The 26,845-nt window shown below is 57.0% G+C and carries 25 protein-coding genes; 12 read left to right on the plus strand and 13 right to left on the minus strand.

All coding sequences use genetic code 11. The features are described 5' to 3' along the window. Positions 1-27 precede the first annotated feature (27 nt). The 4 genes from PWM43_RS08945 to PWM43_RS08960 are packed head-to-tail and all read right to left on the minus strand — an operon-like array spanning position 28 to position 2,395. Positions 28-471, minus strand: coding sequence for a DUF2501 domain-containing protein (locus tag PWM43_RS08945; RefSeq protein ID WP_289842146.1), 444 nt, complete (start codon positions 469-471; stop codon positions 28-30). Between the two features lie 59 nt (positions 472-530). Beyond that, positions 531-839 (minus strand): hypothetical protein, encoded by a 309-nt coding sequence (locus PWM43_RS08950; protein WP_289842147.1) that lies wholly within the window; start codon positions 837-839, stop codon positions 531-533. Further along, a complete protein-coding gene (locus tag PWM43_RS08955; protein WP_289842148.1) occupies positions 836-1,801 on the minus strand; it encodes an SDR family oxidoreductase in 966 nt (321 codons plus the stop codon). Before PWM43_RS08955 ends, PWM43_RS08950 begins: the two co-directional genes overlap by 4 nt. 9 nt (positions 1,802-1,810) lie before the next feature. Further along, positions 1,811-2,395 carry a DedA family protein gene (locus PWM43_RS08960; protein ID WP_289842149.1) on the minus strand — a complete coding sequence of 195 codons (585 nt, stop codon included), beginning with the start codon at positions 2,393-2,395 and terminating at the stop codon, positions 1,811-1,813. 166 nt (positions 2,396-2,561) lie between these two features. Here PWM43_RS08960 and PWM43_RS08965 point away from each other — a divergent pair, with 166 nt between their 5' ends. Then, a complete protein-coding gene (locus tag PWM43_RS08965; RefSeq protein WP_289842150.1) occupies positions 2,562-4,511 on the plus strand; it encodes an alpha/beta hydrolase family protein in 1,950 nt (649 codons plus the stop codon). On the opposite strand, the gene PWM43_RS08970 is transcribed toward PWM43_RS08965, so the two are convergent. Continuing rightward, a complete protein-coding gene (locus PWM43_RS08970) occupies positions 4,495-5,772 on the minus strand; it encodes an MATE family efflux transporter (protein WP_289842277.1) in 1,278 nt (425 codons plus the stop codon). The genes PWM43_RS08965 and PWM43_RS08970 overlap by 17 nt on opposite strands. A gap of 276 nt (positions 5,773-6,048) precedes the next feature. Here PWM43_RS08970 and flgE point away from each other — a divergent pair, with 276 nt between their 5' ends. Genes flgE through PWM43_RS08985 form a run of 3 tightly spaced genes read left to right on the plus strand, consistent with a single transcriptional unit; the run spans position 6,049 to position 9,951 of the window. After that, positions 6,049-7,344 carry a flagellar hook protein FlgE gene (gene flgE / locus PWM43_RS08975; protein ID WP_289842151.1) on the plus strand — a complete coding sequence of 432 codons (1,296 nt, stop codon included), beginning with the start codon at positions 6,049-6,051 and terminating at the stop codon, positions 7,342-7,344. Positions 7,345-7,372: 28 nt separating this feature from the next. Continuing rightward, complete coding sequence (gene flgK / locus PWM43_RS08980) at positions 7,373-8,878, plus strand: flagellar hook-associated protein FlgK (RefSeq protein WP_289842152.1); 1,506 nt, start codon at positions 7,373-7,375, stop codon at positions 8,876-8,878. 2 nt (positions 8,879-8,880) lie between these two features. After that, positions 8,881-9,951 carry a flagellin gene (locus PWM43_RS08985; protein WP_289842153.1) on the plus strand — a complete coding sequence of 357 codons (1,071 nt, stop codon included), beginning with the start codon at positions 8,881-8,883 and terminating at the stop codon, positions 9,949-9,951. A 174-nt stretch (positions 9,952-10,125) separates the two neighbouring features. On the opposite strand, the gene PWM43_RS08990 is transcribed toward PWM43_RS08985, so the two are convergent. From PWM43_RS08990 to PWM43_RS09000, 3 genes are all read right to left on the minus strand, one after another. Further along, positions 10,126-11,139, minus strand: coding sequence for an asparaginase (locus PWM43_RS08990; RefSeq protein WP_289842154.1), 1,014 nt, complete (start codon positions 11,137-11,139; stop codon positions 10,126-10,128). Between the two features lie 20 nt (positions 11,140-11,159). Continuing rightward, entirely contained in the window at positions 11,160-11,489 is a 330-nt protein-coding gene (locus PWM43_RS08995; RefSeq protein ID WP_289842155.1) for a hypothetical protein, read from the minus strand. 220 nt (positions 11,490-11,709) lie between these two features. Next, a complete protein-coding gene (locus PWM43_RS09000; RefSeq protein ID WP_289842156.1) occupies positions 11,710-12,195 on the minus strand; it encodes a transcriptional repressor in 486 nt (161 codons plus the stop codon). Between the two features lie 111 nt (positions 12,196-12,306). Between PWM43_RS09000 and PWM43_RS09005 the strand changes: the two genes are divergently transcribed. The 3 genes from PWM43_RS09005 to PWM43_RS09015 are packed head-to-tail and all read left to right on the plus strand — an operon-like array spanning position 12,307 to position 14,722. Beyond that, on the plus strand, positions 12,307-13,191 hold the full coding sequence (locus tag PWM43_RS09005; RefSeq protein WP_289842157.1) for a metal ABC transporter solute-binding protein, Zn/Mn family: 885 nt from the start codon (positions 12,307-12,309) through the stop codon (positions 13,189-13,191). Next, positions 13,188-13,868: an ATP-binding cassette domain-containing protein gene (locus PWM43_RS09010; RefSeq protein WP_289842158.1), complete on the plus strand. Its 681-nt coding sequence runs from the start codon at positions 13,188-13,190 to the stop codon at positions 13,866-13,868. Before PWM43_RS09005 ends, PWM43_RS09010 begins: the two co-directional genes overlap by 4 nt. An 11-nt stretch (positions 13,869-13,879) precedes the next feature. Further along, positions 13,880-14,722: a metal ABC transporter permease gene (locus tag PWM43_RS09015; RefSeq protein WP_289842159.1), complete on the plus strand. Its 843-nt coding sequence runs from the start codon at positions 13,880-13,882 to the stop codon at positions 14,720-14,722. Here PWM43_RS09015 and PWM43_RS09020 read toward each other — a convergent pair. The 5 genes from PWM43_RS09020 to PWM43_RS09040 form a co-directional block, all read right to left on the minus strand. Beyond that, a complete protein-coding gene (locus PWM43_RS09020) occupies positions 14,679-14,801 on the minus strand; it encodes a hypothetical protein (protein ID WP_289842160.1) in 123 nt (40 codons plus the stop codon). The two genes, PWM43_RS09015 and PWM43_RS09020, sit on opposite strands and share 44 nt — an antisense overlap. A gap of 109 nt (positions 14,802-14,910) precedes the next feature. After that, entirely contained in the window at positions 14,911-16,503 is a 1,593-nt protein-coding gene (locus PWM43_RS09025) for an efflux transporter outer membrane subunit (RefSeq protein ID WP_289842161.1), read from the minus strand. Beyond that, positions 16,500-17,687 carry an efflux RND transporter periplasmic adaptor subunit gene (locus PWM43_RS09030; RefSeq protein WP_289842162.1) on the minus strand — a complete coding sequence of 396 codons (1,188 nt, stop codon included), beginning with the start codon at positions 17,685-17,687 and terminating at the stop codon, positions 16,500-16,502. Before PWM43_RS09030 ends, PWM43_RS09025 begins: the two co-directional genes overlap by 4 nt. After that, on the minus strand, positions 17,687-20,854 hold the full coding sequence (locus PWM43_RS09035; protein ID WP_289842163.1) for an efflux RND transporter permease subunit: 3,168 nt from the start codon (positions 20,852-20,854) through the stop codon (positions 17,687-17,689). The genes PWM43_RS09030 and PWM43_RS09035 overlap by 1 nt, the downstream gene beginning before the upstream one ends. 452 nt (positions 20,855-21,306) lie before the next feature. Further along, positions 21,307-21,699, minus strand: a complete 393-nt coding sequence (locus PWM43_RS09040) for a helix-turn-helix domain-containing protein (protein WP_289842164.1) — start codon at positions 21,697-21,699, stop codon at positions 21,307-21,309. Between the two features lie 413 nt (positions 21,700-22,112). Here PWM43_RS09040 and PWM43_RS09045 point away from each other — a divergent pair, with 413 nt between their 5' ends. From PWM43_RS09045 to PWM43_RS09065, 5 genes are all read left to right on the plus strand, one after another. Then, on the plus strand, positions 22,113-22,640 hold the full coding sequence (locus PWM43_RS09045) for a hypothetical protein (protein ID WP_289842165.1): 528 nt from the start codon (positions 22,113-22,115) through the stop codon (positions 22,638-22,640). A 493-nt stretch (positions 22,641-23,133) separates the two neighbouring features. Next, entirely contained in the window at positions 23,134-23,583 is a 450-nt protein-coding gene (locus PWM43_RS09050; protein WP_289842166.1) for a hypothetical protein, read from the plus strand. Beyond that, positions 23,567-24,874, plus strand: coding sequence for a phage terminase large subunit (locus PWM43_RS09055; protein ID WP_289842278.1), 1,308 nt, complete (start codon positions 23,567-23,569; stop codon positions 24,872-24,874). Before PWM43_RS09050 ends, PWM43_RS09055 begins: the two co-directional genes overlap by 17 nt. A 29-nt stretch (positions 24,875-24,903) precedes the next feature. Next, entirely contained in the window at positions 24,904-26,337 is a 1,434-nt protein-coding gene (locus PWM43_RS09060; RefSeq protein WP_289842167.1) for a phage portal protein, read from the plus strand. After that, positions 26,337-26,771 carry a phage scaffolding protein gene (locus tag PWM43_RS09065; RefSeq protein ID WP_289842168.1) on the plus strand — a complete coding sequence of 145 codons (435 nt, stop codon included), beginning with the start codon at positions 26,337-26,339 and terminating at the stop codon, positions 26,769-26,771. The genes PWM43_RS09060 and PWM43_RS09065 overlap by 1 nt, the downstream gene beginning before the upstream one ends. Positions 26,772-26,845 lie beyond the last annotated feature (74 nt).

Consider the following 26,845-nt stretch of genomic DNA (forward strand, 5'->3'; position numbering starts at 1 on the left):
TGGAACGGCGGTGAAGAAGGCTTCGGACTACTGCGAGATCAGGCTGTAGGCACGATCCTTGAGCTGTGCGCACACTTCGCCCCGATGATCGTGATCAAGTGAATTGATGTCGAAGGCGGCGGAGCCCGTCTGAAGCAGGCCGGTGCCGCCGAAGGCATACCACGGGTCGTTTTGCACATCGGCGCGCGCGGCGAGCGTCCGAGCCGCCACACGGATCGCTGTTCCATCGTAGTAGTCGGCGCTGATGCACTTGGCGAGAAGACCGGCGACATTGCCCGCATCGGCATGATCGATGAGGGGAACACCGAACGGCCCCAGAGCGCCGGGGGTCGAAACCGTTGCGACGGGCGGAAGCGCGGGAACGGTGATGGATGCGCCGGTCTGTGCGAAAGCCGTCCCCGAACACAAAATCGCGCCAAGCAGACTGGCGGTCATGAAACGGCGCGGTGAAAAGGCGAAAAATCGGATCATCGGGACCTCATTGATCTGGAGAAATTTCGAAGACACGGACGGGAAGCCATGGCTGGATGTCAATAGCCCGACCCTGCCAGGAGGGATGTGACGATGGCGCGCCATTCTGTCTGCAGATCACCATGCTGCATGGTGCGATGCGCACGGCGATACCAGTAGCGCGCATTGGGGATATCGTCTTCCTGCCGGTGAAGCCACGCATGGACCCAGTCGCTGTCTGCTTCTCCCTCGTGCGCCTGAGTGAGGCGATGGGCTTCTTTCCAGTCTTTCTTACCGGCCCACCAGAGGGCCAGAAGGGCCGGAGACAGCTCTGTTGGAGGAATGTCCTCGTCGAGCGTCTCGAGATAGGCCGACAAGGTTATGCTCATGATGCCTTCTCCCAGTCGAAAATCGTGCCAGTCAGTTCTTCCGAAACCTGCCAGAGCTTGCGGGCCAGTTCCGGATCGGCGGCTTTCGGGGGGATGAGAGCGGCTCCTGGCGGTCCGCGCCGTTCTCCCCTGCCCTGTGGACCATAATAACCACCATCGAGCGCATCCGGCGAGAGCGCGGCGTGGAGAAGTGGCAAAGCACCCTGTGAGACGTCTTGTCCCATGGCATGGAATACGGCGCTCCCGATCCGCTCCTGTGCCTGTCGGAGCACACGCTGGATCAGGCTGTTGTTTCGGCCCAGTGCTGCGCTGTTGGCGATGATGTCGCTGCTCGACCAGCCGGGATGGGCGGCGCGCGAATGGATTTTATCGCCATGCAGGCGGGCGCGACGATCGAGTTCGATGGCAAAATTCAGATTGGCGAGCTTGCTCTGGCGGTAACGGCCGAACGGGCTGTAGTGCTTTCGCGCATTGAGGTCCTGAAAGGGCAGATCCCCCTTCCACGCGGCCAGAGACGCCACCGTGACCACGATACCGCTCCCGCGCGTCAGGATGGGGAGAAGCTGAGCCGTTAGCGCAAAGTGACCCAGGTGGTTCGTGCCGAACTGAAGCTCGAAGCCGTCCTGTGTCGCCAGTCGTTGCGATGGTCCCATGACCCCGGCGTTGTTCACGAGAATATCGAGGGCGGGGAGACTGTCTTTGAGCTGGTCGGCACCGTCGCGGATATCGGTCAGGGACGTCAGGTCCAGCTTCAGAAAGCGGATATCGGCATCCGGGACGGCGGCTCTGATTCTGGCCAGCGCGGCCTCGCCTTTCTGCGGGTTGCGCCCCGCAAGAATTGTCCGGATGCCCTGCCTTGCGAATTGATGGGCGAGTTCCAGGCCCAGGCCACCAGTGGCTCCCGTAACGACGGCGGTTCTTTGGGTGGGTTGCGTCGAAACGGCGGGCGTGGAGGAGATCATGGGGTGTTCCTATCCCTGGGGTTTGGCTTTGCTCTCCTCCTGACGCGCATCGGCCAGAGCTTCGTCCGTGAGGCGTTTTTCGTTGCGTTTGAGGAAAATCATCATAAACACGGCGGAGATGACGACCACGACACCAGCGACGATGGCGACGGGGCCCGAGAGTTTGAGAAATCCCTTTCCCAGATAATAGGTGGCGATCGCGTAGCCGCCCGCCCAGCACAGGCCGCCCAGCGCGTTATGCCATAGGAACGACCGCCACGGCATTCGGTTCGCTCCGGCCAGCAAGGCGACGAAAACCCGAAGGATGGCTACGAACCGGCCCAGAAAGACGATCAGGCCGCCGTGACGCTTGAAGAGGTAGCGGCCCAGCATCAGGCGCTCGTCTGTCAGGCCGATCTTTTTGCCGTAACGCCGCAGCAGGCGGTAGCCCAGCGCCCGCCCGATGAGGAAGCCGAAATTATCGCCCATGATCGCGCCCGAGACGGCGGCCAGGACGATCCATCGGATCTCGAGATGATGGGTGGCGGCTGCGTAAAGTGAAGCACCGATGATGATGCTTTCGGCCGGGAGTGGCAGGCCCATGGATTCAAACATGACCACGAGACCGATGACGCCATACCCATACTGGACGAGCAGGTGTTCCAGAAAATGAAGCAGAGCTGCGCCCTTTCGGAAGATATTTGCCGCGTCACAAGCCGTGGCTCCGCTTGTGAAGTCAAGTCCGCTCGCCAGATCGGTACAGGATCTCTATTCTATCGGTATGGCCTCTTCATCTGTCTCATCCTCTGTTCCCGCCGGTTTCTGGTCCTCCTGGGTGACGCCCGATCTTGTGGCGGGCCAGAGCGTGCGGCTTTCCGAACTGCGTGCGGCGGGAGGCTGGCTCTACTGGCTGGAAGGACGTCCCCTGTCAGGCGGAAGGACTGTTCTGGTCGGGGTGGACCTTGAGGGCGGCGCTCGGCGCGTGGATATCTCACCGCCGGACAGCGATGTCGGATCCCGCGTTCATGAATATGGCGGAGGGAGCTACGCCGTCGCGCCGGACGGTCGTATCGTCCTCAGTGATCGAAAAGAGGCCGGCGTCTGGCTCCGGGACAGGAAGGGTGCCTGGCGCAGACTGGGCGGCCTGTCGGGCCGTCGTTATGCGGATTTTGCTTTCGATCCCGGTGGAGAAGGTCTTTTCGCCGTGTGCGAAGATCTCGGGGTCGAGGGTGCGGAGCCGCAGGCGTCCCTTGTATGGTTTGGACCGGACGGGACAGAGCATCGGATCGTATCCAGCGCCGATTTTTATGCGTCACCCCGGCCCGCGCCCGATGGGGCTTTTCTCGCCTGGTATGAGTGGCATCATCCGGACATGCCCTGGGATGCGACGACGCTGAAGGTCGCGTCGATCCTTCGAGACGGATCGGGTCCAGTCGTGGCGGACGTCAGGATCATGGCTGGTGGTGAGGCGCGCTGTAGCGTGATCGAGCCTGTCTGGCAGTCTGCGCGGGTGCTTCTGGCCAATTCGGACGCCGTTGGTGGATGGCGGCCGTATCGTTTTGATCTGGCTGATGAGGGTAGCGCGGGCCGTATGGCATCTCCTCTTCCCGATCCGGAAGCCGAGGTGGGTTTCCCGCCATGGGTTTTCGGACAGGAAACGCTGCGTCCTCTACCGGATGGCGGGCTGCTGGCTCTGGGGACGCGCAACGGGCTGCCCGTCGTGCTGCGATTGAACGGCGAAGCGTGGCAGGAGATGACACTGGGGGCGCCCGCTTCCTGTCCGGTGGTCATAGGCGACAGATTTGCCTGGCTGGATGCTCCGCCGGATCGCGCCTCAAGAGTGGTCAGCGGTCGGCCGGGGGAAGATCCTGTCGTGCTTGGAGAGGCGTTCGCGTGGCCGGAGGGCGTCTTTCCAGACGATGTGGCCGCGCCGATGCCCCTCACCTTCCCTACGACCGACGGTTCACAGGCCCATGCTCTGTTCTATGCGCCCGCCAGTGCTCGTCATATTCTGCGAGCGGGTGAAAAACCGCCTCTCGTGGTCATGGCGCATGGGGGGCCGACGGCAGCGGCCAGCCCTGCTTTTTCATTTAAGGTTCAGTGGTGGACGTCCCGTGGTTTTGCCGTGATCGACGTCAATTATCGAGGCTCGACCGGATTTGGCCGAGCATACCGACAGGCTCTGGATGGCGAATGGGGTGTTCTGGACGTATCCGACTGCCTCGATGCGGTGCGATATGTTCTCGCAGAAGGTCTTGCCGATCCGGCCAGATGTGTCATTCGGGGCAGCAGCGCGGGAGGGCTCACGGTTCTCGGCTGTCTCGCCCGATCGTCTCTTTTCGCGGCAGGCACGTCTCTTTATGGCGTTACCGATCTGCGCTCCCTTGCGGAGGAGACCCATAAATTCGAGAGTCGCTATCTGGATCGCCTAGTCGGGCCCTATCCTGAAGATGAAGCCGTTTATCTGGAGCGGTCTCCTGTTTCTCATGCGGACGGGATACAGGCGCCTGTCCTGTTCCTGCATGGTTCGGAAGACAGGGTCGTACCGCTCGGTCAGGCGGAGCGTATGGTCGAGCGGCTGCGCGCGCGCGGAAAGCGGGCCGAACTTCATGTCTATCCCGGGGAAGCCCACGGCTTCCGGAGTCAGGATACGCTGATGGACAGTTTCGAGCGCGAACTGCGCTTCTACCGTGATGTCTTCACGCGGGATGTCGTCAAAGAGCGCGAATAACGCGGAAAGCGACGAGGACGGCGGCAGTTCCGAAGATCACCACCCCGAGAGACTGTCCGTACAGGATACCGATCGGCCCGTAATGGGCGCCGATCCACACGAACGGAATCGTGCCCAGCGTGGCTCGGCCCCAGTTGAATCCGGTCGAATAAAACGCATGTCCGAGGTTGTTGAACGCTGTATTGGCGACGAACAGCAGGCCAACGAAGAAGTAGCTTGCGACGAGCCATTCACAGAACAGCGTGACGATGTCCGCGCCGATGCCTCTGAGGCCAAAGATGTGAACGATTTCCTGATGGAACAGTGCAAGCAGGAACCACGTGATCGCCACACACAGCGCGGTGAGCTTGAGTGCCGAGACCAGAGCTTCCCGGACGCGATGCACCTGACCCGCACCAAGATTTTGCGACATGATGGGGCCGACGGAGCCGGTAAGCGCAAAAACCAGTGCGAAGGCGACAGGCACGATCCGATCGATCGTCGCTTGTCCGGAAATGGCTTCAAGGCCGAATCGCGACATGAAATGGGTAACGAAGACGGTGCCGAGCGGAGTGGCGAGGTTGGTCGCGATCGCGGGTAATGCGACTTTGCCGATCTGACGTGTCGCAGGCGCTATGGCCCAGAGTCTGGGCCATTCGATCATGCGGTGCTCCCGCACACACAGGAAGCCTGCGACGACGACAGCGCTGCGCGAAATGATGGTCGAGATGGCGGCGCCCGTAAGACCCAGGTGCAGTCCGAAGATCATGATCGGATCCATGATGGCCGAGATCATGGCGCCGATGAGCGTGACCTGCATCGCGCGCCGGGCGTCTCCGACGGCACGTAGAAGGGCGGACTGCGCCATGCCGAAGCAGGTCAGGGGCAGGGCCGGCGCGATGATGTGCAGGAATCCCGTGGCCTGACTCTGGGCTTCGCCGGTCGCACCGAGGGCTTCGAGAAGTTCGGGAGCAAGCAGGGCGGTCAGGATACCAAGAATGGCACTGGAGAAGAGCATGACCACCAGAAAGCCGGATGCGAGGTGCCGGGCGCGGATCGAACGGCATGCCCCGATCAGACGCCCGGTGACGGCGCCAAGGCCAATCATCATGCCGATGCAGACGGAGAGCTGCACGTAGCTGATCGCCGTTGCGAAACCGATGGCCGCGGTCAGCGCCGGGTCTCGGAGGTGTGAAATGTAATAGAAATTGAGCAGGTCCACGGCGAAAACCGCCATCATTCCGATAGCGCCTGTGCCGGCCATGACGGCGACGTGTCGCATGATGTTGCCGGTGACGAAGCGTGCGGGCCGCGTTGCGCTCCTGTCGACCTTGGGAGGGGGCGGGCTCGAGTCGGCTTCATTCAGCCTGTCGGAAGCTTCGTGTGGAAGGGAGACGGTCTGGGGCATCGACGACCATTGTGCACGGTCTTTTGGCCGCTTGAAACGCATGGATCGCGTCAAAGATCACTTTTCATGCGTTTTTCGCGATCATGACTCGGAGCCGATAAGGGCTTTGTTAACGCTTGAATGCGACCCTTCCCGTCTGGGCCGCCTGTCATGCGTGCCCTTGAAAGCACGTCAGCGCGTCAAAGGGGCATCAAGATGTCGATTTTCGGTTCGGTCATCACGGCGGTCAGTGGATTGAATGCCCAGTCGAAGGCATTCAGTAATCTCAGCAATAATATCGCCAACAGTCAAACTGTCGGGTACAAGGCCACGAATACGGCCTTCCAGAACTTCGTCACGACCGATCAGGATTTCACGTCGGACATTGGCGGTGACGATAGCGTGAGGGCGCTGACGATCCAGAACGCGGCTGCGCAGGGCGAGATTACGTCCTCGACCAACAACCTGGCGCTTGCGGTATCGGGTAATGGCTACTTTAATGTTCTTCAACAGGCTGGAACGTCGACCAGTTCGAATCCGGTACCGGGAAATGAACAGCTTTACACGCGCAACGGTGACTTCTCCTTCGATAAGTCCGGCTACCTCGTAAATACTTCAGGTTATTTTCTTGAGGGCTACAATGTATCGAACGGAAAAGTCAGCGGTGATCTGAAGCCCATTCAGATCAAGAACGTTTCCTTCGTGCCCACCCAGTCCACGACACTGACCATGTCCGGCACGTTGATCAATAATGGAAAAACCGTTTCCACGACTTCTGCCGTGTACGATAGTTCCGGGAAAAAAAGTCAGGCTGAATTCGACTGGACGCCGAGCGTCACGACAACCGCGCCCGATGGAAGCGCCCAGTATAACTGGACGGTGACGAGTCCGACGGATTCCACGCTTTCGATTCCGGTTGCATTCAGTTCGGATGGCAGTCTTCTTTCGGTCAACGGGAACTCGACCACATCTCAGGAAGGAAGTTTCACGTCTCAGGGGCTGACGGTTAATCTGGGTACGATCGGCAGCGCTGGCGGTATGAGTTTCGACGCATCGACGACGAGCGGCACCGCTACAGCGCCGGCGACGACATCGGACAGTGTGACGACCGGGAATTTTGAGGGTCTGTCCATGCGCTCCGACGGATCAGTCATGGCGACATTTGATAACGGTCAGTCGCAACTGGTCGCAAAAATTCCCCTGGCGACCTTTGCCGCTCCAGATGGGCTCGCTTTGCAGGATGGACAGGCTTATTCCGCGACGTCCGCGTCCGGGAACGCTCAGATCAATACCGTCGGGCAGAATGGTGCTGGAACGCTTGATACGTCCTCTGTGGAAGCTTCCACCACGGATATGACCAGTGATCTCTCGAAATTAATTGTTGCCCAGCAGGCTTATGGCGCCAATACGAAGATCGTTACAACAGCAGATCAGCTGATGCAGACGACTATCGCGATGATTCAGTAACGTTATCCGCTGATAGGGGTCGACACTCATGAGCTTGAATACTTCTCTCAACATTGCCACAACCGGACTTCGGGTAACGGAATATGCGATCGGGGTTGCGTCCCAAAATATCGCGAATGCCGGAACAAATGGCTATATTGCCGAGATCGCCAATGTCCGCTCGTTGAATACCAACGGACAGGGTACAGGTGTTCAGGCGACCGGGACGACGCTTGCTTCGAACGACGCGCTTAATAACGCCGTTCTCACTCAGAATGCCCAGACGGCGCTGCTGACGGCGCAGAAAGGCGCTCTTTCCGCTCTGACCAGCGTACAAGGATCGACGGACGCCAGTTCGGGCAGTAGCGGCACGCTTTCAGATCAACTGGGCAATCTGCAGTCGTCCCTGATTTCATTGCTGAGTACACCGACAAGCTCAGCGGGTCAGAATACGGCTGTGACCGACGCGACGGAGCTTGTTTCTACCGTTCATACATTGGCCGATACATACCAGACTCAACGTCAGACAGCCCAGGACACGATCGTGTCCAGCGTGGGCAGCATCAATACAGATCTGACGACGATTGGGTCACTATCGACGCAGATCATGCGGTTGAAAGCCCAGGGGCAGAGCACGGCTGAGCTCGAAAACCAGCGTAATACGGCCGTGACGGATCTGTCGACGCAGATTTCCATCAAGACGACGGCGACCGCGAATGGCGATATGGTCGTGAAAACAGGAAGCGGTCTTGTATTGCCCACGCATGATGTGGATGGCAGCACAAACGGCGCGATTTCGTCTTCATGGCCTCTTGATACGTCGTCAGCGACGGTTACGTCTGCGATGGCTTATCCTGGTACGGACAGTTCAAATGCTATCCCGAAAATCATGCTGGGGGACCGGGACGTCACATCCCTCCTTCAGGGCGGGACTTTGGGCGGCAATGTTGCGCTGCGCGACACAATCCTTCCTACAATGCAGGCGCAGCTTGACTCGTTTTCCTACTCCCTGGCCACTCGTTTCGATGCGCAGGGTATGACGTTGTTTACAAATAGCGTTGGAGCGTTGCCTTCAGCAGACGGAACGGCAAATGCGCCGTCCGGGATCGTTGGATTTTCCCAGAATCTTCAGGTCAGTGCTGCGTATACGAGTGATCCCAGTAAGCTCGTCAACGGATCGAGCGCGGATACGTCCGTGTTGCAGGCTGTCATTTCGAAAACCTTTGCGTCTTCCGCGACATCTGCGCCAAGTGCACAGCTTGGTATCAACGGCGATCTGTCAACCGGGTATGATGGTACGGAGGATATTCTTTCTCTCGCCACGACCCTGACGGCCTCGCAAGCTGCTGTTGCCGATAATGTCAGTTCAAACCTGACGACGGCTCAGGCGACCCAGACAAGTCTCGCGACAAGTTTGTCGAGTGCTGTTGGGGTTTCTGTCGATGACGAAATGTCGAAAGTGGTCGCGTTGCAAAACGCCTATACGGCTAATGCCAAGGTCGTCGCGGCGGTGCAGTCCATGTTCCAATCCCTTATGAGCGCGATCGGAGCCTGAAAATGGTCGGAATTTCGACGTCCTTTGGCATGACCGGTCAGGGATTGTCCCTGCGGGCAGGGATCTCCAACCTCTCATCGCAGCAACAGGCACTCCAAACGCAAGTCGCGACCGGTGTCGCTTCCGACACTTATGCCGGCTTAGGCGTCAATCGTGTACAGGCGCTCGCGCTTCAGCCCGCACTGACTCAAATATCTGCATGGTCGAGCAATGTGACTTCGGCGCAGAACACGTTGACCACAACCCAAACTGCGTTGTCGGGCATCAGCGATATTGCGGCTTCGCTATCCAAATCCCTGCAGAATATAAGTGGAACAGCCAATTCGGCCTCCGTAGCGGCTGTGGTCCAGGAGGCACAGCAGGATCTCGCGAGCCTTGGCGGCCTGCTAAATACGAAATCCGGGAATTCGTATGTTCTGGCCGGGCGACAGAGCACGGTTGCTCCCGTGACATCGTCGAATCTGGCGACATCCGAATTGGCTACATCGATTACAAACGTTGTTAAAGCTCTGGGTTCGACAAGCGCCGATGACGTGCTGACTGCGACACAGTCGCTCGCAGCGACAACCAGCGCAGATTCGCCATTTTCTGCCAATTTGTCTGTGAACGGAACGGAGGCTTCATCTCTGACTTCGGTAGTGCAGATCGGGCAGGGAGAGTGGATATCTGTCGGCACGACAGCGACGGCTGGCACAGCGGGGACGGATAGCTCGACGGGTTCTCCAATCAGGGATCTGATGCGGAACCTCATGGTTGTCGCATCTTTGGGAAGCACGACGCCCGGCACGGCAGAATACAAGAATCTCATTCAGGGACTGACGACATCGAATGGTGACGTCACGTCTCAACTATCAGATCTTTCAGCGAATCTCGGCGTTACGCAGAATCGTCTATCATTTCAGAGTAGTAGCTTGTCGCAGATGCAGACGGCGCTGCGCACGCAGTTGGGCAATGCCAAGAATGTTGATTATGCGACCGTATCAACGCAATTGAGCGCGGTCAAAGCCCAGTTGCAGGCATCATATTCCGTTATCGCTGACATGAAGAGTTTGACGTTGGCTCAGTTCATATAAGTCATTGGAATGACCGGGCGTAGTACGGTCATTCAAAGCGGCGGCTGGAAAGCTATCCGTTAACGGATAGCCGGTATCGGCGACAGAAAGTCGTCTCTGAAAACATGAGACGGCTGATCCTGTCTTTCACAGGACAACGGTCGTAACTTCATATCCCTGTAAACAGGATAGGTTTCATTGTATTAAACAGGCGGCTGGCTGCATCGAACCAATGGGGAAACCGTTCCAGTTGCGGAGCGGGTAATTAGCCTGCTCCGTCATGAAGGCTTCATCGTGCGGCGACCAAAGCGACGCGCCAAAACGCTGCAACAAGACTGTAACCGCGACTTCCACTGCACGATTTCCACCATCATCCGCCTTCAGGGCGAACCCCAGGCCCAGTTCCGGCAGAGCCGCGACCATCACGCCTTCCGCTCCCATCTTGCAAAAGACGCGCGTCTGGAAATGTTCCATGATCCGCGTATCGAAGCGTCCTGTGCCTGCGACCATGAAGGGGGCCGCAGCGATCGCTTCGCGTAATTTTGTGGCTGCGACGGCCCGACCTCCGGACATATGGGTGCTGCTTCCGAAGCGAGCAAAACCAGTGGCCAGGGCCCGAAGAGGAATGGCGTAGGTTGGCATTGAGCATCCGTCTGTGCCACGATTCTGCTCGTTATGGGCTGTGCCGGTGAGCGTGGCCAATATTTCCGTTGCTTCGCGCTGGACCGGATGTTTTGGCAGGACATACCCCGTGGGATCGAGGCCCAGATCGCAGGCCGTGCATATCATCGCGGCATGTTTGCCTGAGCAATTGTTATGCAGCGCTGTTGGATGGTGTCCTTCCGTCGCCAAGGCACGCGCGGCAGCCTCGTAGGTGGGCCAATGAACTCCACATTCCAGACAGGTGACATCGCGGCCGACCCTAGAAAGAAGGCGGGCGGCAGCGTCTGCGTGGCGCTGCTCGCCGTTATGGGAAGCGCAGGCGAGGGCGAGTTCTTCCTGGCTGGCTCCGAGACGCTCTGCCGCGCCGCTCTCCACGAATGGAAGTGCGAGGAGAGCCTTGACGGTGGAGCGGGGAAAAATCGGCGCCTCGACATCGCCTAAGGACCATAAAATGTCGCCCTCGCTATCCACGACGACAGCGCGGCCCAGGTGGCTCGATTCGACGCGACCGCCTCGGAAAACTTCGGCAAGAAGACCGGATGTCATCGATACATAACCTTTTTCGTTCAGGATGGTTCTTGATTGCCTGTCAGCAGATAGCAGAAACCTCCGAGGCGCGCGGACTCATCGGGTTCGACTTCGAGCCAGGTTTCTATAAGGGTTTTTCGTATGCGCAGCACAACGGGCAACGTTTCGTCCGGCGTATGGCTTTGTTCGGCCCGGGATTCAATCAGGGAAAGAAGGGCGCCGGGCTCCACGAATGCCAGAGGATGGCGCTTATCAAGGGGTAGTCCGGTTTCCCGGAGTGTCGTCTCGATGACTGGGTCTGTGACGAGATAGAGATATCCGTCGGGCCGATGAGATGCTGGAAGACGACGAAAATCGACAGACGTCAACGGAGCTTCTTCAGGGAGAATATGTGTTCGAAGCGTGTGCTCTGGAGCGATTTTGGTCTGATGAGGTTGTGATGGGAGGGGGCTGAACAGATCGTGCTGCTCGCTGCTATCCTCTTTGGTGACGGAGGCGCGAGTCTGGCGTTGAGGCGGTGTCGCCGTCGTGCTGCCACCTTCGAGCGGCAGGACAGGAATATTCTTTTTCGTGCTCAGTTTTTCTTACTCAGGAAACGTGTTCCGCGCATTGGGCGCAGATTCCTTCGACTTCGATCGTTGTATGTTCCACGTGAAACCCGACGTTCCGAGCGGCGAGATTTACCGCTGATTCCGTTTCGTCATTTTCGAGTTCTTTCACAATGCCGCACGTGCGACAGATGAGGAACTGAGCGCGATGACCGCAAGCCTTGCCGTGATGGCAGCGCAGGCGGTGAGAACAACCGACGAACGCCGAAAGGCGCTCGATCTTATGAATGAGACCGTGATCGGAGAGAAATTCAAGAGCGCGATAAACCGTCGGAGGAGCGGCATTGCGATGATGGCTGCGTAACAGATCAAGAAGATCGTAGGCGCCGATGGGACGGGGCGAGGACAGGATCATGCCGAGAACCTGCCGCCGTGTGTCCGTGAGGCGACTGCCTTGTAGAGCGCAATAGCGTTCCGAGAGAGACAACCGGTCTTCCACGTCGCCTGGGAACCGCATTTCATTCATTTGAACAGATGGTCCCGGCATGTCGGCTCACCTTCTTTCGCTCTTGCCCAGTCGTATCATGGACCTCTATACCCGGTTTGCCCCTGTTATAACATAACGAAGCAGTGCCGCGTGCTCCGACGTCTCGTCTTTTCGCTTTTTCTGAACTGGGTGATTGCCATCGCTCCTGCTCTGGCGCAGACGCTGACCCAGTCTCAGGTTAGGCATGTTGTCTGTGCTGAGGCCGTCTGGTGCGACATTACATCCCAGATCGGGGGCTCGGCCGTGACAACGCAGGCGATCGTCGTGTCTCCACAGGCGGATCCTCATGACGTCATGACGTCTCCCGCGATGGCGCGTGATATCGCCAAAGCGGATATCGTGATCGTCAACGGTGCGGAATATGACGAATGGGCACTGCGTCTCGCCGCGACGTCACGGGGCGCGGGACGCGAGACGCTCGATGTGGGGCGACTGACGCGAGCATCCCCGGATGCCAATCCTCATCTCTTTGATGATCTGGGCGTGGTGGAGGCTTTCGCGCATCATATGACCGCGGAACTGATCGGCAATCAGCCCCGGAAAGCTCCGGAGCTGATGCAGAGGGCGAGCGCTTTCGACGGCGCGATCGAGCGCTTGCGTCAGCGGGTCGTCTCGGTGAAGTCCGAGGTGACGGCGAAGCGGATTGTCGCTACCGAGCCTGTCGGCGGCGCTCTGTTCACGGCTTTGGGCCTTGAGGTGATCTGCCCGCGTTTCGCTCTGGCGGTCATGCATCATACGGAGCCTGCGCCGCGTGACCTCGCGCTTGTGGAAGGAGCGTTGGAGACAGGACAGGCCGCGGCCCTGATCTTCAATCCCGCGGTCACCAGTCCGGCTTTGAATGGGTTGGTCGATACGGCCCGCGCGCATGGAGTGCCAGTCGTGCCGATGTCGGAAATGCCCATGCCGGGGCAGCACTGGCAGGATTGGTATGAGGGCCGCCTTACAATACTGAAACAGGCTTTATCTGTTCGGTGAGCCCTCGTTCTCCTCTTGTGTTTTCAGGTCTCGAACTCAGTCACGGAGAACGCAAACTCTGTGCCGACGTAAACTGTGCGCTGCCGACGGGTAGCGTCACCTTGTTACAGGGACATAATGGGGCCGGTAAAACGACCCTGTTTCGGGCTATTCTGGGCCTGCATAGGAGTCGGGCGGGCGAGATCCGCGTGTTTGGAGGAGCACCGGCGCAGGGGCGCTCGCGCATTGGATATCTGCCGCAGACGCGCCCTCTTTCCGCCCCGCAGCTTGCGGCCCGCGCTTTCGTGACGGCGGCGTGGCGTGGCTCCCGGTTCGGGTTGCCTAGTTTCGGGCGAGCCTGTCGGAACGCCGTCGACGAAGCTTTGACCTGTGTCGATGCGTGCGCTTTGGCGACGCGACCGATGTTTCAGCTTTCAGGCGGAGAACGCCAGCGGATCGGACTGGCAGCGGCGCTTCTGGATCGACCTCGATTGCTTTTGCTCGATGAGCCGCTGGCCGGTCTCGACACGGCTCACCAGGAGCAGCTCGCCGTTCTTTTGCGTCATCTGCAGAGGACGGCTGGTGTCACGATTTTCGTCTCCGTGCATGGTCGTTCGCCATTGGACGATGTCGCGGATTTCCGACTGACTCTTCGTCCGCGGGGGGCATCGTTCCTGCCGGTCCATGTTGATTCCTGAAAGCCGTCGCGATGCTTGAGTTCGAGTTTATGCGGCATGCCTTTATGGCCGCGGCGTTGGTGGGTGCGCTGAGTGGCGTCACGGGGTGGTTTCTGGTCCTGCGCGGACAGAGCTTCGCGGGACACGCGCTTTCCCATATCGGGTTTGCGGGCGCGGCGGGCGCTGTGCTTCTGGGCTGTCCGCCCCTGCTTGGCATGACGTTCACGACCGCACTGGCGGCGTTGGGTATGGGCTGGGAATCGTCCGGGGACAGTCGAGGGCATGTATCGGCGGGGCGGGACAGCATCATCGGCTTGATTCTGGCGGCGAGTCTCGGATTGGGAACGCTTTTTCTTCAGTGGAGCAATGCGCCGTCCAACCGAGCGACGGCTTTGTTGTTTGGCAACATTCTGGGGGTCGATGGAACGACGTTGTTGTTGCTTGGCGGAATGTCCGTGGCCTGTTTCGGCACCCTGGCCTGTATCGCGCGTCCCCTGCTTTTTCTCAGCCTCGATCCGGACATGGCGGTTGCCCGGGGCGTTCCGGGACGTTTGGTGTCGTTGGTTTTTATGGTGCTTGTGGCTCTTTCGACCGCGATGTGCGCTGAAGTGACTGGCGTTCTGCTCGTCTTCAGCCTGCTCGTTGGTCCTGCCGCCACCATGTTGCGGCTGGGGCTATCACCCTGGAAAGGTGTATTTGGAGCGGCGGTGCTGGCGGTCGTCTATGGCTGGGGCGCGCTGGCGTTGTCCTGGTGGACGGATGCGCCCGTATCGTTCTGGATCGGACTTTTCGCGGCTGTCGGATATGGTGCTGCCTGGGCCAGCGCCCGGATCAGCGGGGCAGGCTCCAGTCGAGCCATGCGACGAGGCCGATGAAGGTAGCCAGAAATATGTGCATGATGACCAGCGCTCGATAGCCGATTACCGGCACGTCGTCTTTGACTTTGTTGGCCATGGATTCTGTCTCCGTCGCGATCTGTCGGCAATTCTATGCTGAAATGCCGACAGCGACCATGCCTCTTTCGTGGAGCAGTTCTTGGGGCCGCTCCCTTTTTGTCCTTCGTTCAGGGTGACGGGATAACCGGACCTCCTGGCGCATTCGTCGCACGGAGATTTTCGAATGTTGCCGGGTCCTGTGAAATCGTGACGCCTCCGACCGGGGCCGGGTGATGCAGATCGGAATACTGGAGGGGTTCAATCGACAGGGTCTGGTCCATCGTCGGCATGAGATGCACGTTCCAACCGCCGCCGAGGGCGCGGATAAGCCCGACATCCGCCTGGAAGAGCCGGGTGGCGACTTCGACCTGATGGATGCGGGTATCGAGGGTCTGGACCTGGGAAAAGAGGGCATCGAGATAAGTGCCGACGCCACCCTGATAGAGCGTCATGGTCATGTTTTGCGTGTCCAGCGTTGCGCGGACGGCCTTTTCCAGCGTGTTGTTTTCAAGATTCAGGCGATCGGTACGTGAAAGCCCGTCTTCGACTTCCCGAAAGGCATTGAGGACCTTGCTACGATAGGTATCGCGTGTTTCGCGATATCCTGACCAGCTGCGTTGGAGTTCCGCACGTCGGAGGCCGCCTTCGAAGAGAGGCAGCTCGAAACTGGCTCCGTAAGTCCATAGGGAATTGGCCAGATTGGCGAGATCGAAGCCGTTCTGGGCGAAGCCGCCGCCGACATTCAGTGAAATATGGGGGTAGAAGGCGGCGCGTGCGATACCGATTTCGCGATTGGCCTGGGCCATTTCGCGTTCGGAGGCCGCGATATCGGGGCGACGCTGGAGCAGTTCCGAGGGGATGCCCGTTGGGATCGCGGGTTGTGCTGACAGCATTCTGCTTTGGGAGGCGATGTGGAAGCCCGACGGCGCGGTGTTGGTCAGGACGGCGATCGCGTGTTCCGTCACGGCGCGCGCGGCCTCTACATCCAGTTTGGCGGCCTGGGTGTTGTAAAGCTGGGTCTGGGCGCGTGCGACATCGAGGCGGGGTGCCGCCTGATTGGCAAGCTGGTTCTGCGTAATTTTGAGGGCTTTTTCGTAGTAGCCGATGGATTGTTCGTAGATCGCGATCTGGGCGTCATAGCCCCGTAATTCGACGTAATCCGATGCGAGTTCCGCCTGGAGGCTCAGGCGGGACAGGGCGAAGTCGGCTGCTTTTTCCTGGGCGTACTGCTTCTGGGCGCGGACATGATTGCGAATGGCGGACCAGAAATCGGGCTCCCACGAAGCCAGACCACCATAGCTTTCATCTGTGGCCGTCGTCTCGCCCTTATAGCGGAACAGTCGATCGGCGGACTGTTTGTTGTCGGATGCGCCCGCTGCGAGCGCGAGATGTGGCAGGAGTTCGGAACGGGCTTTCACCACCATCGCGCGTGCCTGGATGAAGCGTTCGGCGGATGCCTGCAGATCGGGATTGGAAGCTGTCAGCTTGGCTTCGAGCGATGTGAGAAGCGGGTCGTTGAACAATGTCCACCAATCCATGGGCATGACGGTATCCGCCGGCGTTGCCCGCGCGAAGGGCGCCTGCCCGTGCCAGCTGTCGGGCACGACGAATTTGGGTTGCTCGTAATTGGGGGCCAGATCGCAGCCGGAGAGCGCAAGCATGGCGGTGGCCGCGCCGCATGCGAGGGCTATGCGGCCGAACGGGAGGAAACGATGGATCATTCGTCGGAGTCCGAACCGTCATTGGTGGCGAGATACCCGGCGGCGGGTTGGGTGACATGCACTTCCTGACCTTCGAGGAGGTCGGCGGGGGGATTGAGAATGACGTGATCTCCGGCGGCGAGACCGCTCTGGATTTCGCTGTCACGGTCTCCCTGGCGTCCGACGACCACGTTACGGAAATGCACATGGTTTGTGTCGTCAACGACGACGACCTGCATGCCTTTTTCCATAAACACGAGGCAGCCTGTCGGGATTTCGAAAAGCTTGTCGTTCGTATTCTTTGCCGTCAGGTCAACCGACGCGAAGGTCCCAGGCCAGAGTTGCCGATCGTGGTTGTCGATCGTGAATTCGGTGATGGCGGTACGGGTATTGGGGTCAAACCCGCGTGCGACGGTCAGGAACTGGGCTATGAAAGTTTTGCCGGGAAACTGCGGAACCGAAAATTTGGCTTCGAGGCCTGGTTGGAGGATGTAAGCAAAGACTTCCGGTACGGAGACGAACAGGCGGAGTTTGTGGACGTCCGCGACGGTGAAGAGTTCGGTGGCCGAACCCTGAGCCGTCAGGTTGCCTCCGCCTGCGTTGACATAGTCGCCGACACTGACGTCACGGGCGGTGACGACACCGTCGAAAGGCGCGACGAGTTGTTTGAATCGTTCGAGCGCTTCGAAGCGATCGACATTGTGTTGCGCGGCTTCCAGATTCGCTTTTTCCGACTGCAGGTTCGCAAGGGAAACAGACACGGACTGCCCGGAGACGGACTGGGATTTACCCATGGCCTGCCACCGTTGGGCCGTGACGGCCGCGAGGTTGTACTTTGCTTCGGCGGCCGCGTAGTCTGCCTTGGCCTGTGCATATTGCGCATCAAGGCTCGGAGCGTTGATTTCGGCGAGAATATCGCCGGCCTTCACTTCTGCGCCGTAATCACGGTACCACATTTTCACGTAGCCCGAAGCCTGAGGATAAATCGGGGCCTGATACCAGGCGTCCAGTGTTCCGGGGAGTGTGATCGCGACCTTCCGTGCAGCATGCCGAGGCGTTACGATCGTGACGTCCTGAATGGCGGCAGCGTTGGTATCCGCGCGAAGTTCGCTGGCGGCGTGAACGCGTCCGACGACGAGGACTGCGATATAAAGTCCGGCGATGCAGACGCCGACGCTGAGAATGGCTTTACGGGAGGCGGCCATCAGATAGACTCCTGGCGACGGGAAGGACGGTGGTGAAGAATGGCGTAGACGCTCGGGACGAACAGCAGCGTCGAGAGTGTGGCGACCAGCAGTCCTCCGATGACGGCGCGGCCCAGGGGGGCGTTACTCGAATTGCTGATTGCCATCGGCACCATGCCGACAATCATCGCGAGAGCGGTCATAAGAACGGGACGGATACGTCCGAATCCGGCTTCGACAGCGGCCTTGAGGGCATCTCCATGTATGTCCATGCGTTCACGGGCATACGAGACGACGAGAATGGAGTTAGCCGTTGCCGTGCCCATGCACATGATTGCGCCTGTGAGTGCCGGGACGGAAAGGCGAGTGCCGGTCAGAAACAGTGCCCATGCGATGCCCGCCAAGGCGCCAGGCAGGGCCGTTATGATGACGAACGGATCAAGCCAGGACTGAAAGTTCACAACGATGAGCAGATAGATGAGCAGGATGGAGACAACGAGACCAAGAACCAGCTGGCTGTAAGCCGCGTGCATCGTTTCGGCCTGTCCGCGCACGTTCACGACTGCGGTCTTTGGCAGGGAGGACTTGGTCTGAGCGAGGACGCGATTAACGCCGGAAAGAACGGAACCGAGGTCTGTTTTCTCGGCAGCGACATAAATGTCGACCTGCGGCATCGAGTTGTAGTGAGTCACCTCTCCGGGTGTGCCGGTTGGTATGATACGCGCGAGGCTCCCCAAAAATTGAGACGGTTTGTTGGAAGGATTACCGTCGCCTTTGGTGACAGGAATTGTCAGGAGATCATTGAAATGTGTGAGCTGATTCTGGCTCACGTAGGTGTTGAGCGGGAACGTCACGTTTTCTTTGGGATCCAGCCAATATTGAGGATCGACCGTGATGCTGCCTGAATCTGTCATCAACTGATTGTTCGCCATATCTCCTTCAGTCAGGTCGGTGGCCTGCATGAAGGTGCGGTCTCCAGTCACGAGCAGTGTCGGGGTTTTCATGGTCTGTTGGATCACGACGTCTGCGGCACCGGGAATTCGACGTAAAGCATCAATGATATTGCGGGCGTAATCGTAGTCAGCGTGAATTTCCGGACCGGATATCTGAATATCGATAGGCGCTGGCGAACCGAAATTCAGAATTTTCGCGGTCAGATCTGCTGGCAGGAAGGTAAAGACCGTGCCTGGAAAGTTGGCGGACAGATCCTTACGCAGCATGGCACGGTAATCCCATACCGGACTTTCGTCATTGGTCAGGTGGATTTCGAGGTCGCAGTCCTGGCTTCCGACTGTTGGTGTCGGAATGAACGCCTGATTGTGTGGTCCTTCCGGCAAGCCGCAGTTACTAATGACGCTCTCAACTTTGCCGGGGAGGTCGTGCTTGATCCGGTCGTCAACCAGAGAGGCGATGCGTGATGCGACTTCGATACGTGTGCCCAATGGTGCCCGCATATGCATCTGCAGCATGCCGGATTTGGTTTCCGGGAAAAAATCCCGCCCGGCAAATCCGTACAGCGCAAGTGAAGCGATTGATACGAAGAGGAAGAAGCCGACAAATTGGCGACGCTTCGCAACGCAACGCGAGAGGGTACGCTCGTAGCTGTCGCGGAAGCGCATGAAGCGCGATTCAAACCCTTGCTGGAAGCGGCCGAAGAACCCGCGTGGTGCGGCGTGTGTGTCGTCGTCATGTGCTCCGTGGTGAACCTGACCGGCGAGAAGATATTTTGCCATGGTCGGCACGAGCGTTCGAGAGAGGATGAACGAAGCGATCATGGCGAAAATGATGGCTTCAGCCATGGGCATGAACAGCCAGCCAGCGACACCTGAAAGCGTGAAAAGCGGCAGCCAGACGATGCATATGCAGGTTGTCGAAACGAAGGTTGGAATGACGATCTGGTTTGCGGCGTCGATAATGGCGATTTCGAGGTCTTTCCCCATTTCAAGATGCGTATCGATGTTCTCGATCATGACGGTGGCGTCATCGACGAGGATGCCGACGGCAAGGGCCAGGCCTCCGAGTGTCATCACATTGATCGACTGGCCCGCCCATCCCAGGCAGATCAGGGCGCAGAGGATGGCGAGCGGAATAGAGGTGGCGATGATGACGGTCGAACGCCATGAGCCGAGAAAGAGAAGGACCACGATGCCGGTCAGGAATGCGGCTGTAACCATTTCCCGGACGACGTCCTTGATGGAGTCGCGCACGAACACCGAAGCATCTGTAAGGATGCTGACATTGACGTCCGGGGGGAGCACAGCCCGTATACGGGGGAGAAGCTTGCGCACGCCATTGACGACATCGAGTGTCGACGCTTCGCCCGACTTCATAGTGACGACTTCAACGCCCTGGCGACCGCCGACGATGACAGCGTTCGTCTGGGGATGACCGCCTCGATAGACGTCTGCGACGTCGTGGATATAGACCATGGCGTTCCCGACTTTTTTCACGGGAATATTGCCTATGTCCTTCATACTTTGAGGTGTGGCGTTGGTCTGCACCATCCAGTCGACCGCGTCGATTTTCTGATCGCCGGCTGGCAGAACGATGTTTTGATCGTGAAGCGCGTTCTGAACATCCATCGCGGACAACTGGTGCGCGCGAAGCTGCTCCTGATTGAGTGCGACCATGACAAAGCTGTCCATGCCACCGTACGGGTGCGGTACAACAGCGCCCGGTACGGTTACGAGCAAAGGACGCACGCGTATCATGGCCAACTTATAGAGATCTGAAGGCGTCTGATGATCCGAGGTAAGTTGCAGAGAAATGACGGGCACTGAGGACGCGTCAAGACGCATGATCATCGGGGCGGGGATGTGGGCGGGAAGCTGCTGGATCACTGTTTGGGATATGGCGACAACATCCGCCTCAGCTGGTCCAAGGTCAGTTCCAGGCTGAAAGAAGATTTCGACAATTCCTCGACCATAATAGGAGTTTGACTCCATATGTTCGATCCCCTCAACGGTCGAGGTGACGCCCATCTCGTAGTTCCAGATAATTCGGCCCGCGAATTCTTCTGGAAGCATGCCGCCGTAAGTCCATACAACTGCAACTACTGGTATTTTTATATTCGGAAATACGTCAGTAGGAGTTTTCAAGATTGACATGACACCAAGCATGACGATCAAGATAGACATTACGACGAATGTTAGGGGACGCCTGAGAGCGGTAACCACAATAGCATTCATCTGTGGGTCTGTCCTTAAGCGGTTACTACCATTCTATTTTTATATAAATGGCAGATGTTGTTAGTTCTATTGTATAAGTCACATTTCTTATTCATATTGTAGCATAGTGTTTTTGACACATAATGTCGCGTAAATGTTATTTTATGTTGCTTCAGAGCGTCCTGAAGCATCCGGACTTGAAATGCGCGGGCAACATATTTGGCAAATAGCCATATTTCTGTGTTGACTTAGTGGCATGGCGCCATTAATAAATCATTAATCGGGGAAGAAGCTCACGTGATCCGATGGCTCGAAGGTCGTCCGGATGATCACGAAAACAGCGAGGGCGTTCATGAGAGCGAAAAGTAATGATTGCTTTGTTCCTGTTTTGTTCCTACTTTGATCTCAATGGTGAACGACTGGCGAATCGGTGGGAAAGGCAGAGCCTGATATGGCTATCGAGAGAGAACCCCTCAGTGGAGGTCCTCATTTGGTTTCGTGGGCGACGCAGGCTTGTCGAAAGGCGTGCTTCTGTCCGTGTGAGTCTCCGTGTCTTGCCGCTGGAGCACCAGCTCTGGGTGCAGAGCCGCAAGTCGCAGCGCCAATTCTTCGTCGGTTCGACCGTTCAGGACACCTTTCAACAGAAAGTCGGTTGATACGCGGAGACGGTTTGATAAAGCCGCGATAAGGAAAACATTGGGTGCCCGGTCTCCCTTTTCTATCTTGTTCAGAGTCGAGGCGTCTACACCGAGCAGGCGCGCACATTCGCTCTGGTTTGGTATGACGAGTTCTCTTGCCCAGGAGATCCGCATGCCGATGGCACGCTGCAGCGTGGCGAGGGAATTGGGTCTCTTGTGTTTGGCCATATGGCATTCATAGCAATGGCTTTATGCCAAATCTAGTGGGTAGTGAAATTTTGAGCGTGGTAGTGGCATATTGCCACATCCCTGGAGTGCGAGACATGTTGGATAAAAGCGCCAGAGTGAAACAGAAACGCGAAAAGGTGAGCGCAGAGGAAGTTGCTGCCGATCTCGCACTGGATGAACATACGAGGAAGTTTCCTCGAGCACCGAATTCTTTTTCGTATCGGAGTTCCGTTGATCGGGACAGTGGAGACGCTTTGCCTTCGGGACACCCGCTGAGTTGGGGGGCTCTATGGCAAACCGAAGTGATACCGCTCTTTCCGGGCCTCATGCCGATGGGCATGCCCGAGGCAGGCATTAGAGAAAGATCGCCGGTCGTTTGGTGAAAAAAACGATTTCCGAACATGATGGGAAATGTGAAGGAGCAGACCGTGCCGCTGACAGTGTCTGAAAATCAGAAAGAAGAATCGTTTCAGGAGCCCACACCAGAGCGGCAGAGAAGAGATATTTTTCGACGCGTCGGGGATGCATACAAAGTCGTCAATACGGTTCAGGTTCTGAGAGAAGCTGGCGATATTGGAGATGATGAGATCAGAGCTGCTGATCGCTGGAGCCGTGAGTATATTTTCTCAACACTTGGTGTTGTGGATCAACCGATACAAACGAGATCTGAATCGATACGGGGCGATGTTCATACCTGGATGCTGGGTCGGGGAAAATGCGCCGAACGCCTCAGTCTGATTCGTGAAACGCTGGGGTTGGGGGCGCATGTCAGGTTGGAAATGATGCTTGGGCGAGAGATGTCTTTTTCGGCAATGGCAAACCGACTTTATCCGGACCTTTCATCGGCCAGAGCCAGAATGAAAGTCTCGGCCCAATGTGCCTTCCTTCTTGAGCAGCTTTCTCATTTTTATAGGAATAATAAATCGAGAAATCATAGTTGACGTATGCGCGCTTTATGTATATAGATTCAATTATAATAGAGTATTTCTATTGGAGCTCGATGTGTTGTCTTGCTCAAAAATAATTTCAGAAAATAATATAGTGTATTCTGGTTATCAATATTTTATTCTCGTGGAGAAAGAAGCGGAGAATCTTCTTATATGTCCGTTTGTGAGAGATGGACAACCTTTCCACCGACATGATCTTGAATTGACCTGGGTTGAATTTTCGGGAACCGGATTGCCTTGCGCGGATATGCGTATACGCGCCATTCCTTGTCGGCGGCATGCGAGCCGTGTGCAGTTTGTCGGCACTGCCGACGTGCGCCTAACGGCTCGCGTCAAGAAAGCTTTACGTGTGGAAATGAAGGCACGTTCGCAGGAGGACAGGAGTTCTCCTCTTCTATCGATGCGGAACATCCATGATAGAGGGCGGCATCGACCCACGATCAGGGCGGTTTATTTTTAATAATTATGACCGTTTTATACGGAGAAAATGAAGGTTATGGACAATAAAAAGCCTTCTACGTCTATCAGACGCCATTCTTCCATTGTGAAAACAAAGCGTATTTTTCTCAATCATCTGGCTCTTAGCGCGAACGTGACGTCATCCGCGCGTGTCGCGCATGTGGAGCGCGGAACTGTCTATCGCTGGAAGGAACAAGATTCCGTATTTGCGGAGGCCTGGGCGCAAGCCCTTGAGGAAGCAACGGATATTTTGGAAGCTGAAGCGCGACGGAGGGCAGTTGAAGGTATTGAGGAGCCGATTCTGTCCGGCGGAAAAATTCTAAATGACCCCGTCACGGGCAATCGTTTAATGCGCAGGCGATACAGTGATGGCTTGATGCGTTTTCTTTTGAGAGCTCATAGGCCGTCGCGCTTCGGGGAGCATGAAGGGGAGAGAAATATATCCATTCATATCACTTGCGATGACGCGGCTCTTTAAATTAAATCCCGGACAAATTGAGGCTAATCGTCTGTTGGGCAAGAGCGCTCGGCATATTCTGCTGCGAGGGGGATCACGATCTGGGAAAACATTTGTGCTTCTCCGGGCAATCGTTATCAGGGCCTTACGCGTTGGCGCAACAAGGCACGGCGTTTTTCGATATCATCTGACGTCTTTACGTGCGAGCGTTCTGATGGACACATTTCCTGCCGTGATGCGACTATGCTTTCCGGGCGTTCAGTATCGTTTTGATCGGCAGGATAGCGTTATTGTTTTTCCCAATCAGTCTTCGATTTTTTTTGGAGGTCTTGATGATGCCGAGCGTACCGAAAAAATTCTCGGGTTAGAATTTTCTACGGTTTATCTGAACGAGGCGAGCCAGATCAGTTTCGGCGCGAGAAATATGCTTTTGACTCGTTTGGCTCAAAAAAGTGATCTTATTGTTCGTGAATATATCGATGCTAATCCGCCTACGATGGATCATTGGCTATATTCTCTTTTTGAGCTTCAGGTTGATCCAAAATCCGGCGAACCCCTGACGACGCCTGAGATGTACGCCACGATGATTTTGAATCCGGAGTTCAATCGGGAGAATTTGAGTTTCGATTATCTTGAACAACTTGAAGCACTTCCAGAGCGGGAGCGGAGGCGTTTTCTGCTTGGAGAGTATCAGACTACCGTTGATTGTGCTTTGTGGCACATGGATAAGATAAGGCGTCTGCCAGCGATTGACGCTCTGAATCGTGCAGACGCTGCTAGAAAGATGCGTCGTATTATCGTGGCCATCGATCCGTCAGGCGCATCGGGACCGGATGACGTCCGTTCGGATGAAATTGGGATTATTGTTTGCGGTCTTGATTCTGATGGCAACGGTCATGTTCTTGAAGACGCCTCCATCAAGGAGGGGCCTGCGGGTTGGGCTGCTCGGGCGCTGAAAGCATTTGACGACTGGGGCGCCGAGAGATTGGTTGCGGAGAAAAATTTTGGCGGCGCGCTCGTCGAGGCGACGATCCGAAGCATTCGTGGGCATGCTCCCGTAAAAATGGTTTCTGCGGCGCGAGGAAAAGTGGCACGCGCGGAACCTGTTGCCGCGATCTATGAGCTTGGTCGTGTTTTCCATCATGGTCGTTTTCATGCGTTGGAAGACCAGCTCTGTCGATTTTCTGCAAGTGGGTATCAAGGTGCAAGGTCACCGGACCGGGCGGATGCTCTGGTGTGGGGATTGAGTACATTGATGCTGGAGACCCAAACCTCGACTACATGGGGGCCTAGCCTGAATTTTGCGCGTTGAGCGCATCTGTTTAAATATGGGAATATCAAATGGACTGGCTGTCGTTGCAGCGTCACTATGTGGCGCCGCCGGGTTTGCCTGCGCGTGCGGCACGACTTCTGGCGCTTGAACGGGTTCTCTCGGGGACGCAATATGATGTTCTCCCCAATCCGTTTTCGCGGGAACGTTCCGGGGCTGGCGAATATATCCCCCTGGCATTGAGGCGTCCGTCTGTTCGCACCAATTTGTGTCGGATCGTCGTGGATGAGGCTGTTTCTCTGCTTTTCGGAGATACGCACTGGCCCTCTCTGGTCGCTGCGGATTCACGGACCGTCAGAGGGCTTGTCGCTTTTGCGCGTGATGTCGGACTGCCTTCTCTTATGACGGAGGGGGCCATTCGAGGAGCCGTGGGTTCAGTCGCCATCTTGTTCGAGGTTGCGCATCACGTTCCGCGACTGTCAATTTTGAATACGGCATATCTGACACCGCGTTGGGATACGCAGACGGGCATACTTCTCGAGGTTGTGGAACGATATCAGGTTATCGGTCACGTTCTCGCCGAGCAGGGGCATGTCATAACTTCTGACATGCTGGAGGCTCATTTCTGGTGGAAGCGGGTGTGGGATGTTGATTCCTGCACGGTTTTTGTTCCCACGCCGCTCGGGGAAGAGCCTTCCGTTCCGGATACGCTTCGTTCAATCCATCATGGACTTGGATTTGTTCCGATTGTCTGGACGCGTAACCTGAGTACGACAGGGATGGGGGAGCCTGACGGTGAATGCACTTTTGAGCGTGCCATCGATACGGTTATCGAAGCCGATTATCTCCTCTCCCAGGCTGGGCGAGGGCTCAAATATGGTTCTGACCCGACGCTGGTTCTCAAAACCAACGGTTTTCCTGAAAATGACGTGCGTCAGGGAGGCGCGGCTTCTGCGTTGACCTTGCCGCCAGAAGGGGACGCCAAATTGCTGGAGATCAATGGCAATGCCGCAGGTGCGGTTCTTGCTCATTACAGAGAGCTTCGACAGCTTGTTCTTGAGCAGTTGCATGGCAATCGTGCGCATGGTGACCGGCTTTCTGCCGGACAGTCGGGGCGGGCGCTTGAAATGATGAGCCAGCCGCTGATCTGGCTTGCGGACAGGTTGAGGCATTCGTATGGGGAAGGGGGATTAATCCCCATTTATCGTATGGCCTGCCGATTTTCTTCTGTCCTGGAGGACGGATTGTATCTCGGCGGAGAAATGGTGCGGAGTATGGACCCCAATGGTCTGGCTCTGCATTGGCCTCCATGGTTCGCTCCGGGGGAGATGGAACTTCTTTCGCTTGCACAGGGGCTCGTTGCGGCATGGCGTGGCGGCATTCTGAGTCGCGAGACTGCAGTACGTCTTTATGCAACGGCGACTGGAAATCCAGATCCTTCCGGAGAGTGGGATCGCGTGTGTGCGTTTATGGCGGACGATACCGCTGAAAACGAGGAGTTTTAATGAGCGAAGATATTGAGTCGTTGCAGCGGTCGCTTTCCGAAACTCGGAAAGCGATGGAAGAAATGCGTAAAAGTCATGAGCAGAGACTCAGCGAAGTGCGTCTTGAGGGAGACAGAGCCGTGGTCCTGGCGACCTTAAAGGCGGAGGCATTGCGCCTTGGGGCTCATAACCCGGAAGACGTCGTACGCTTAATGGACTGGACCGAGATCAAGCGCGACGATGATGGCCAGGTTGCGGACGCGTCATCCGCGATTGAAAAAATGCGGCGGGAACGCGCTTATCTTTTTTCAGCGCTGACTGTTTCCGGAAAATCGAGTGGTTCAACGGTTGGAGGTCTTGCCCCAAGGCCGGGCGCGCCTCCATCATTCGACGCGCGCAAGGCATCTGATCAGGATTATGCCGCAAGAAAGTGGCAGTTTCTGGCAGGGAAATAGCAAGCTTATTGCCTGTGGCTCATAAGCTACGCTGATATTATCTTTATTTCTGACCGTAATTCTATAATAAATTG

The organism is Brytella acorum (genome assembly GCF_029309905.1).
Classification (GTDB): domain Bacteria; phylum Pseudomonadota; class Alphaproteobacteria; order Acetobacterales; family Acetobacteraceae; genus Brytella; species Brytella acorum.

What these genes read in the sequence shown, in the direction of transcription:
- PWM43_RS08945 (WP_289842146.1), bottom strand. Translation starts at nt 471, where the DNA reads ATGATCCGATTTTTCGCCTTTTCACCGCGCCGTTTCATGACCGCCAGT.
- PWM43_RS08950 (WP_289842147.1), bottom strand. Translation starts at nt 839, where the DNA reads ATGAGCATAACCTTGTCGGCCTATCTCGAGACGCTCGACGAGGACATT.
- PWM43_RS08955 (WP_289842148.1), bottom strand. Translation starts at nt 1,801, where the DNA reads ATGATCTCCTCCACGCCCGCCGTTTCGACGCAACCCACCCAAAGAACC.
- PWM43_RS08960 (WP_289842149.1), bottom strand. Translation starts at nt 2,395, where the DNA reads ATGTTTGAATCCATGGGCCTGCCACTCCCGGCCGAAAGCATCATCATC.
- PWM43_RS08965 (WP_289842150.1), top strand. Translation starts at nt 2,562, where the DNA reads ATGGCCTCTTCATCTGTCTCATCCTCTGTTCCCGCCGGTTTCTGGTCC.
- PWM43_RS08970 (WP_289842277.1), bottom strand. Translation starts at nt 5,772, where the DNA reads ATGCGACACGTCGCCGTCATGGCCGGCACAGGCGCTATCGGAATGATG.
- flgE (WP_289842151.1), top strand. Translation starts at nt 6,049, where the DNA reads ATGCGTGCCCTTGAAAGCACGTCAGCGCGTCAAAGGGGCATCAAGATG.
- flgK (WP_289842152.1), top strand. Translation starts at nt 7,373, where the DNA reads ATGAGCTTGAATACTTCTCTCAACATTGCCACAACCGGACTTCGGGTA.
- PWM43_RS08985 (WP_289842153.1), top strand. Translation starts at nt 8,881, where the DNA reads ATGGTCGGAATTTCGACGTCCTTTGGCATGACCGGTCAGGGATTGTCC.
- PWM43_RS08990 (WP_289842154.1), bottom strand. Translation starts at nt 11,139, where the DNA reads ATGACATCCGGTCTTCTTGCCGAAGTTTTCCGAGGCGGTCGCGTCGAA.
- PWM43_RS09000 (WP_289842156.1), bottom strand. Translation starts at nt 12,195, where the DNA reads ATGAATGAAATGCGGTTCCCAGGCGACGTGGAAGACCGGTTGTCTCTC.
- PWM43_RS09015 (WP_289842159.1), top strand. Translation starts at nt 13,880, where the DNA reads ATGCTTGAGTTCGAGTTTATGCGGCATGCCTTTATGGCCGCGGCGTTG.
- PWM43_RS09020 (WP_289842160.1), bottom strand. Translation starts at nt 14,801, where the DNA reads ATGGCCAACAAAGTCAAAGACGACGTGCCGGTAATCGGCTATCGAGCG.
- PWM43_RS09025 (WP_289842161.1), bottom strand. Translation starts at nt 16,503, where the DNA reads ATGATCCATCGTTTCCTCCCGTTCGGCCGCATAGCCCTCGCATGCGGC.
- PWM43_RS09030 (WP_289842162.1), bottom strand. Translation starts at nt 17,687, where the DNA reads ATGGCCGCCTCCCGTAAAGCCATTCTCAGCGTCGGCGTCTGCATCGCC.
- PWM43_RS09035 (WP_289842163.1), bottom strand. Translation starts at nt 20,854, where the DNA reads ATGAATGCTATTGTGGTTACCGCTCTCAGGCGTCCCCTAACATTCGTC.
- PWM43_RS09040 (WP_289842164.1), bottom strand. Translation starts at nt 21,699, where the DNA reads ATGGCCAAACACAAGAGACCCAATTCCCTCGCCACGCTGCAGCGTGCC.
- PWM43_RS09050 (WP_289842166.1), top strand. Translation starts at nt 23,134, where the DNA reads ATGAAGGTTATGGACAATAAAAAGCCTTCTACGTCTATCAGACGCCAT.
- PWM43_RS09055 (WP_289842278.1), top strand. Translation starts at nt 23,567, where the DNA reads ATGACGCGGCTCTTTAAATTAAATCCCGGACAAATTGAGGCTAATCGT.
- PWM43_RS09060 (WP_289842167.1), top strand. Translation starts at nt 24,904, where the DNA reads ATGGACTGGCTGTCGTTGCAGCGTCACTATGTGGCGCCGCCGGGTTTG.
- PWM43_RS09065 (WP_289842168.1), top strand. Translation starts at nt 26,337, where the DNA reads ATGAGCGAAGATATTGAGTCGTTGCAGCGGTCGCTTTCCGAAACTCGG.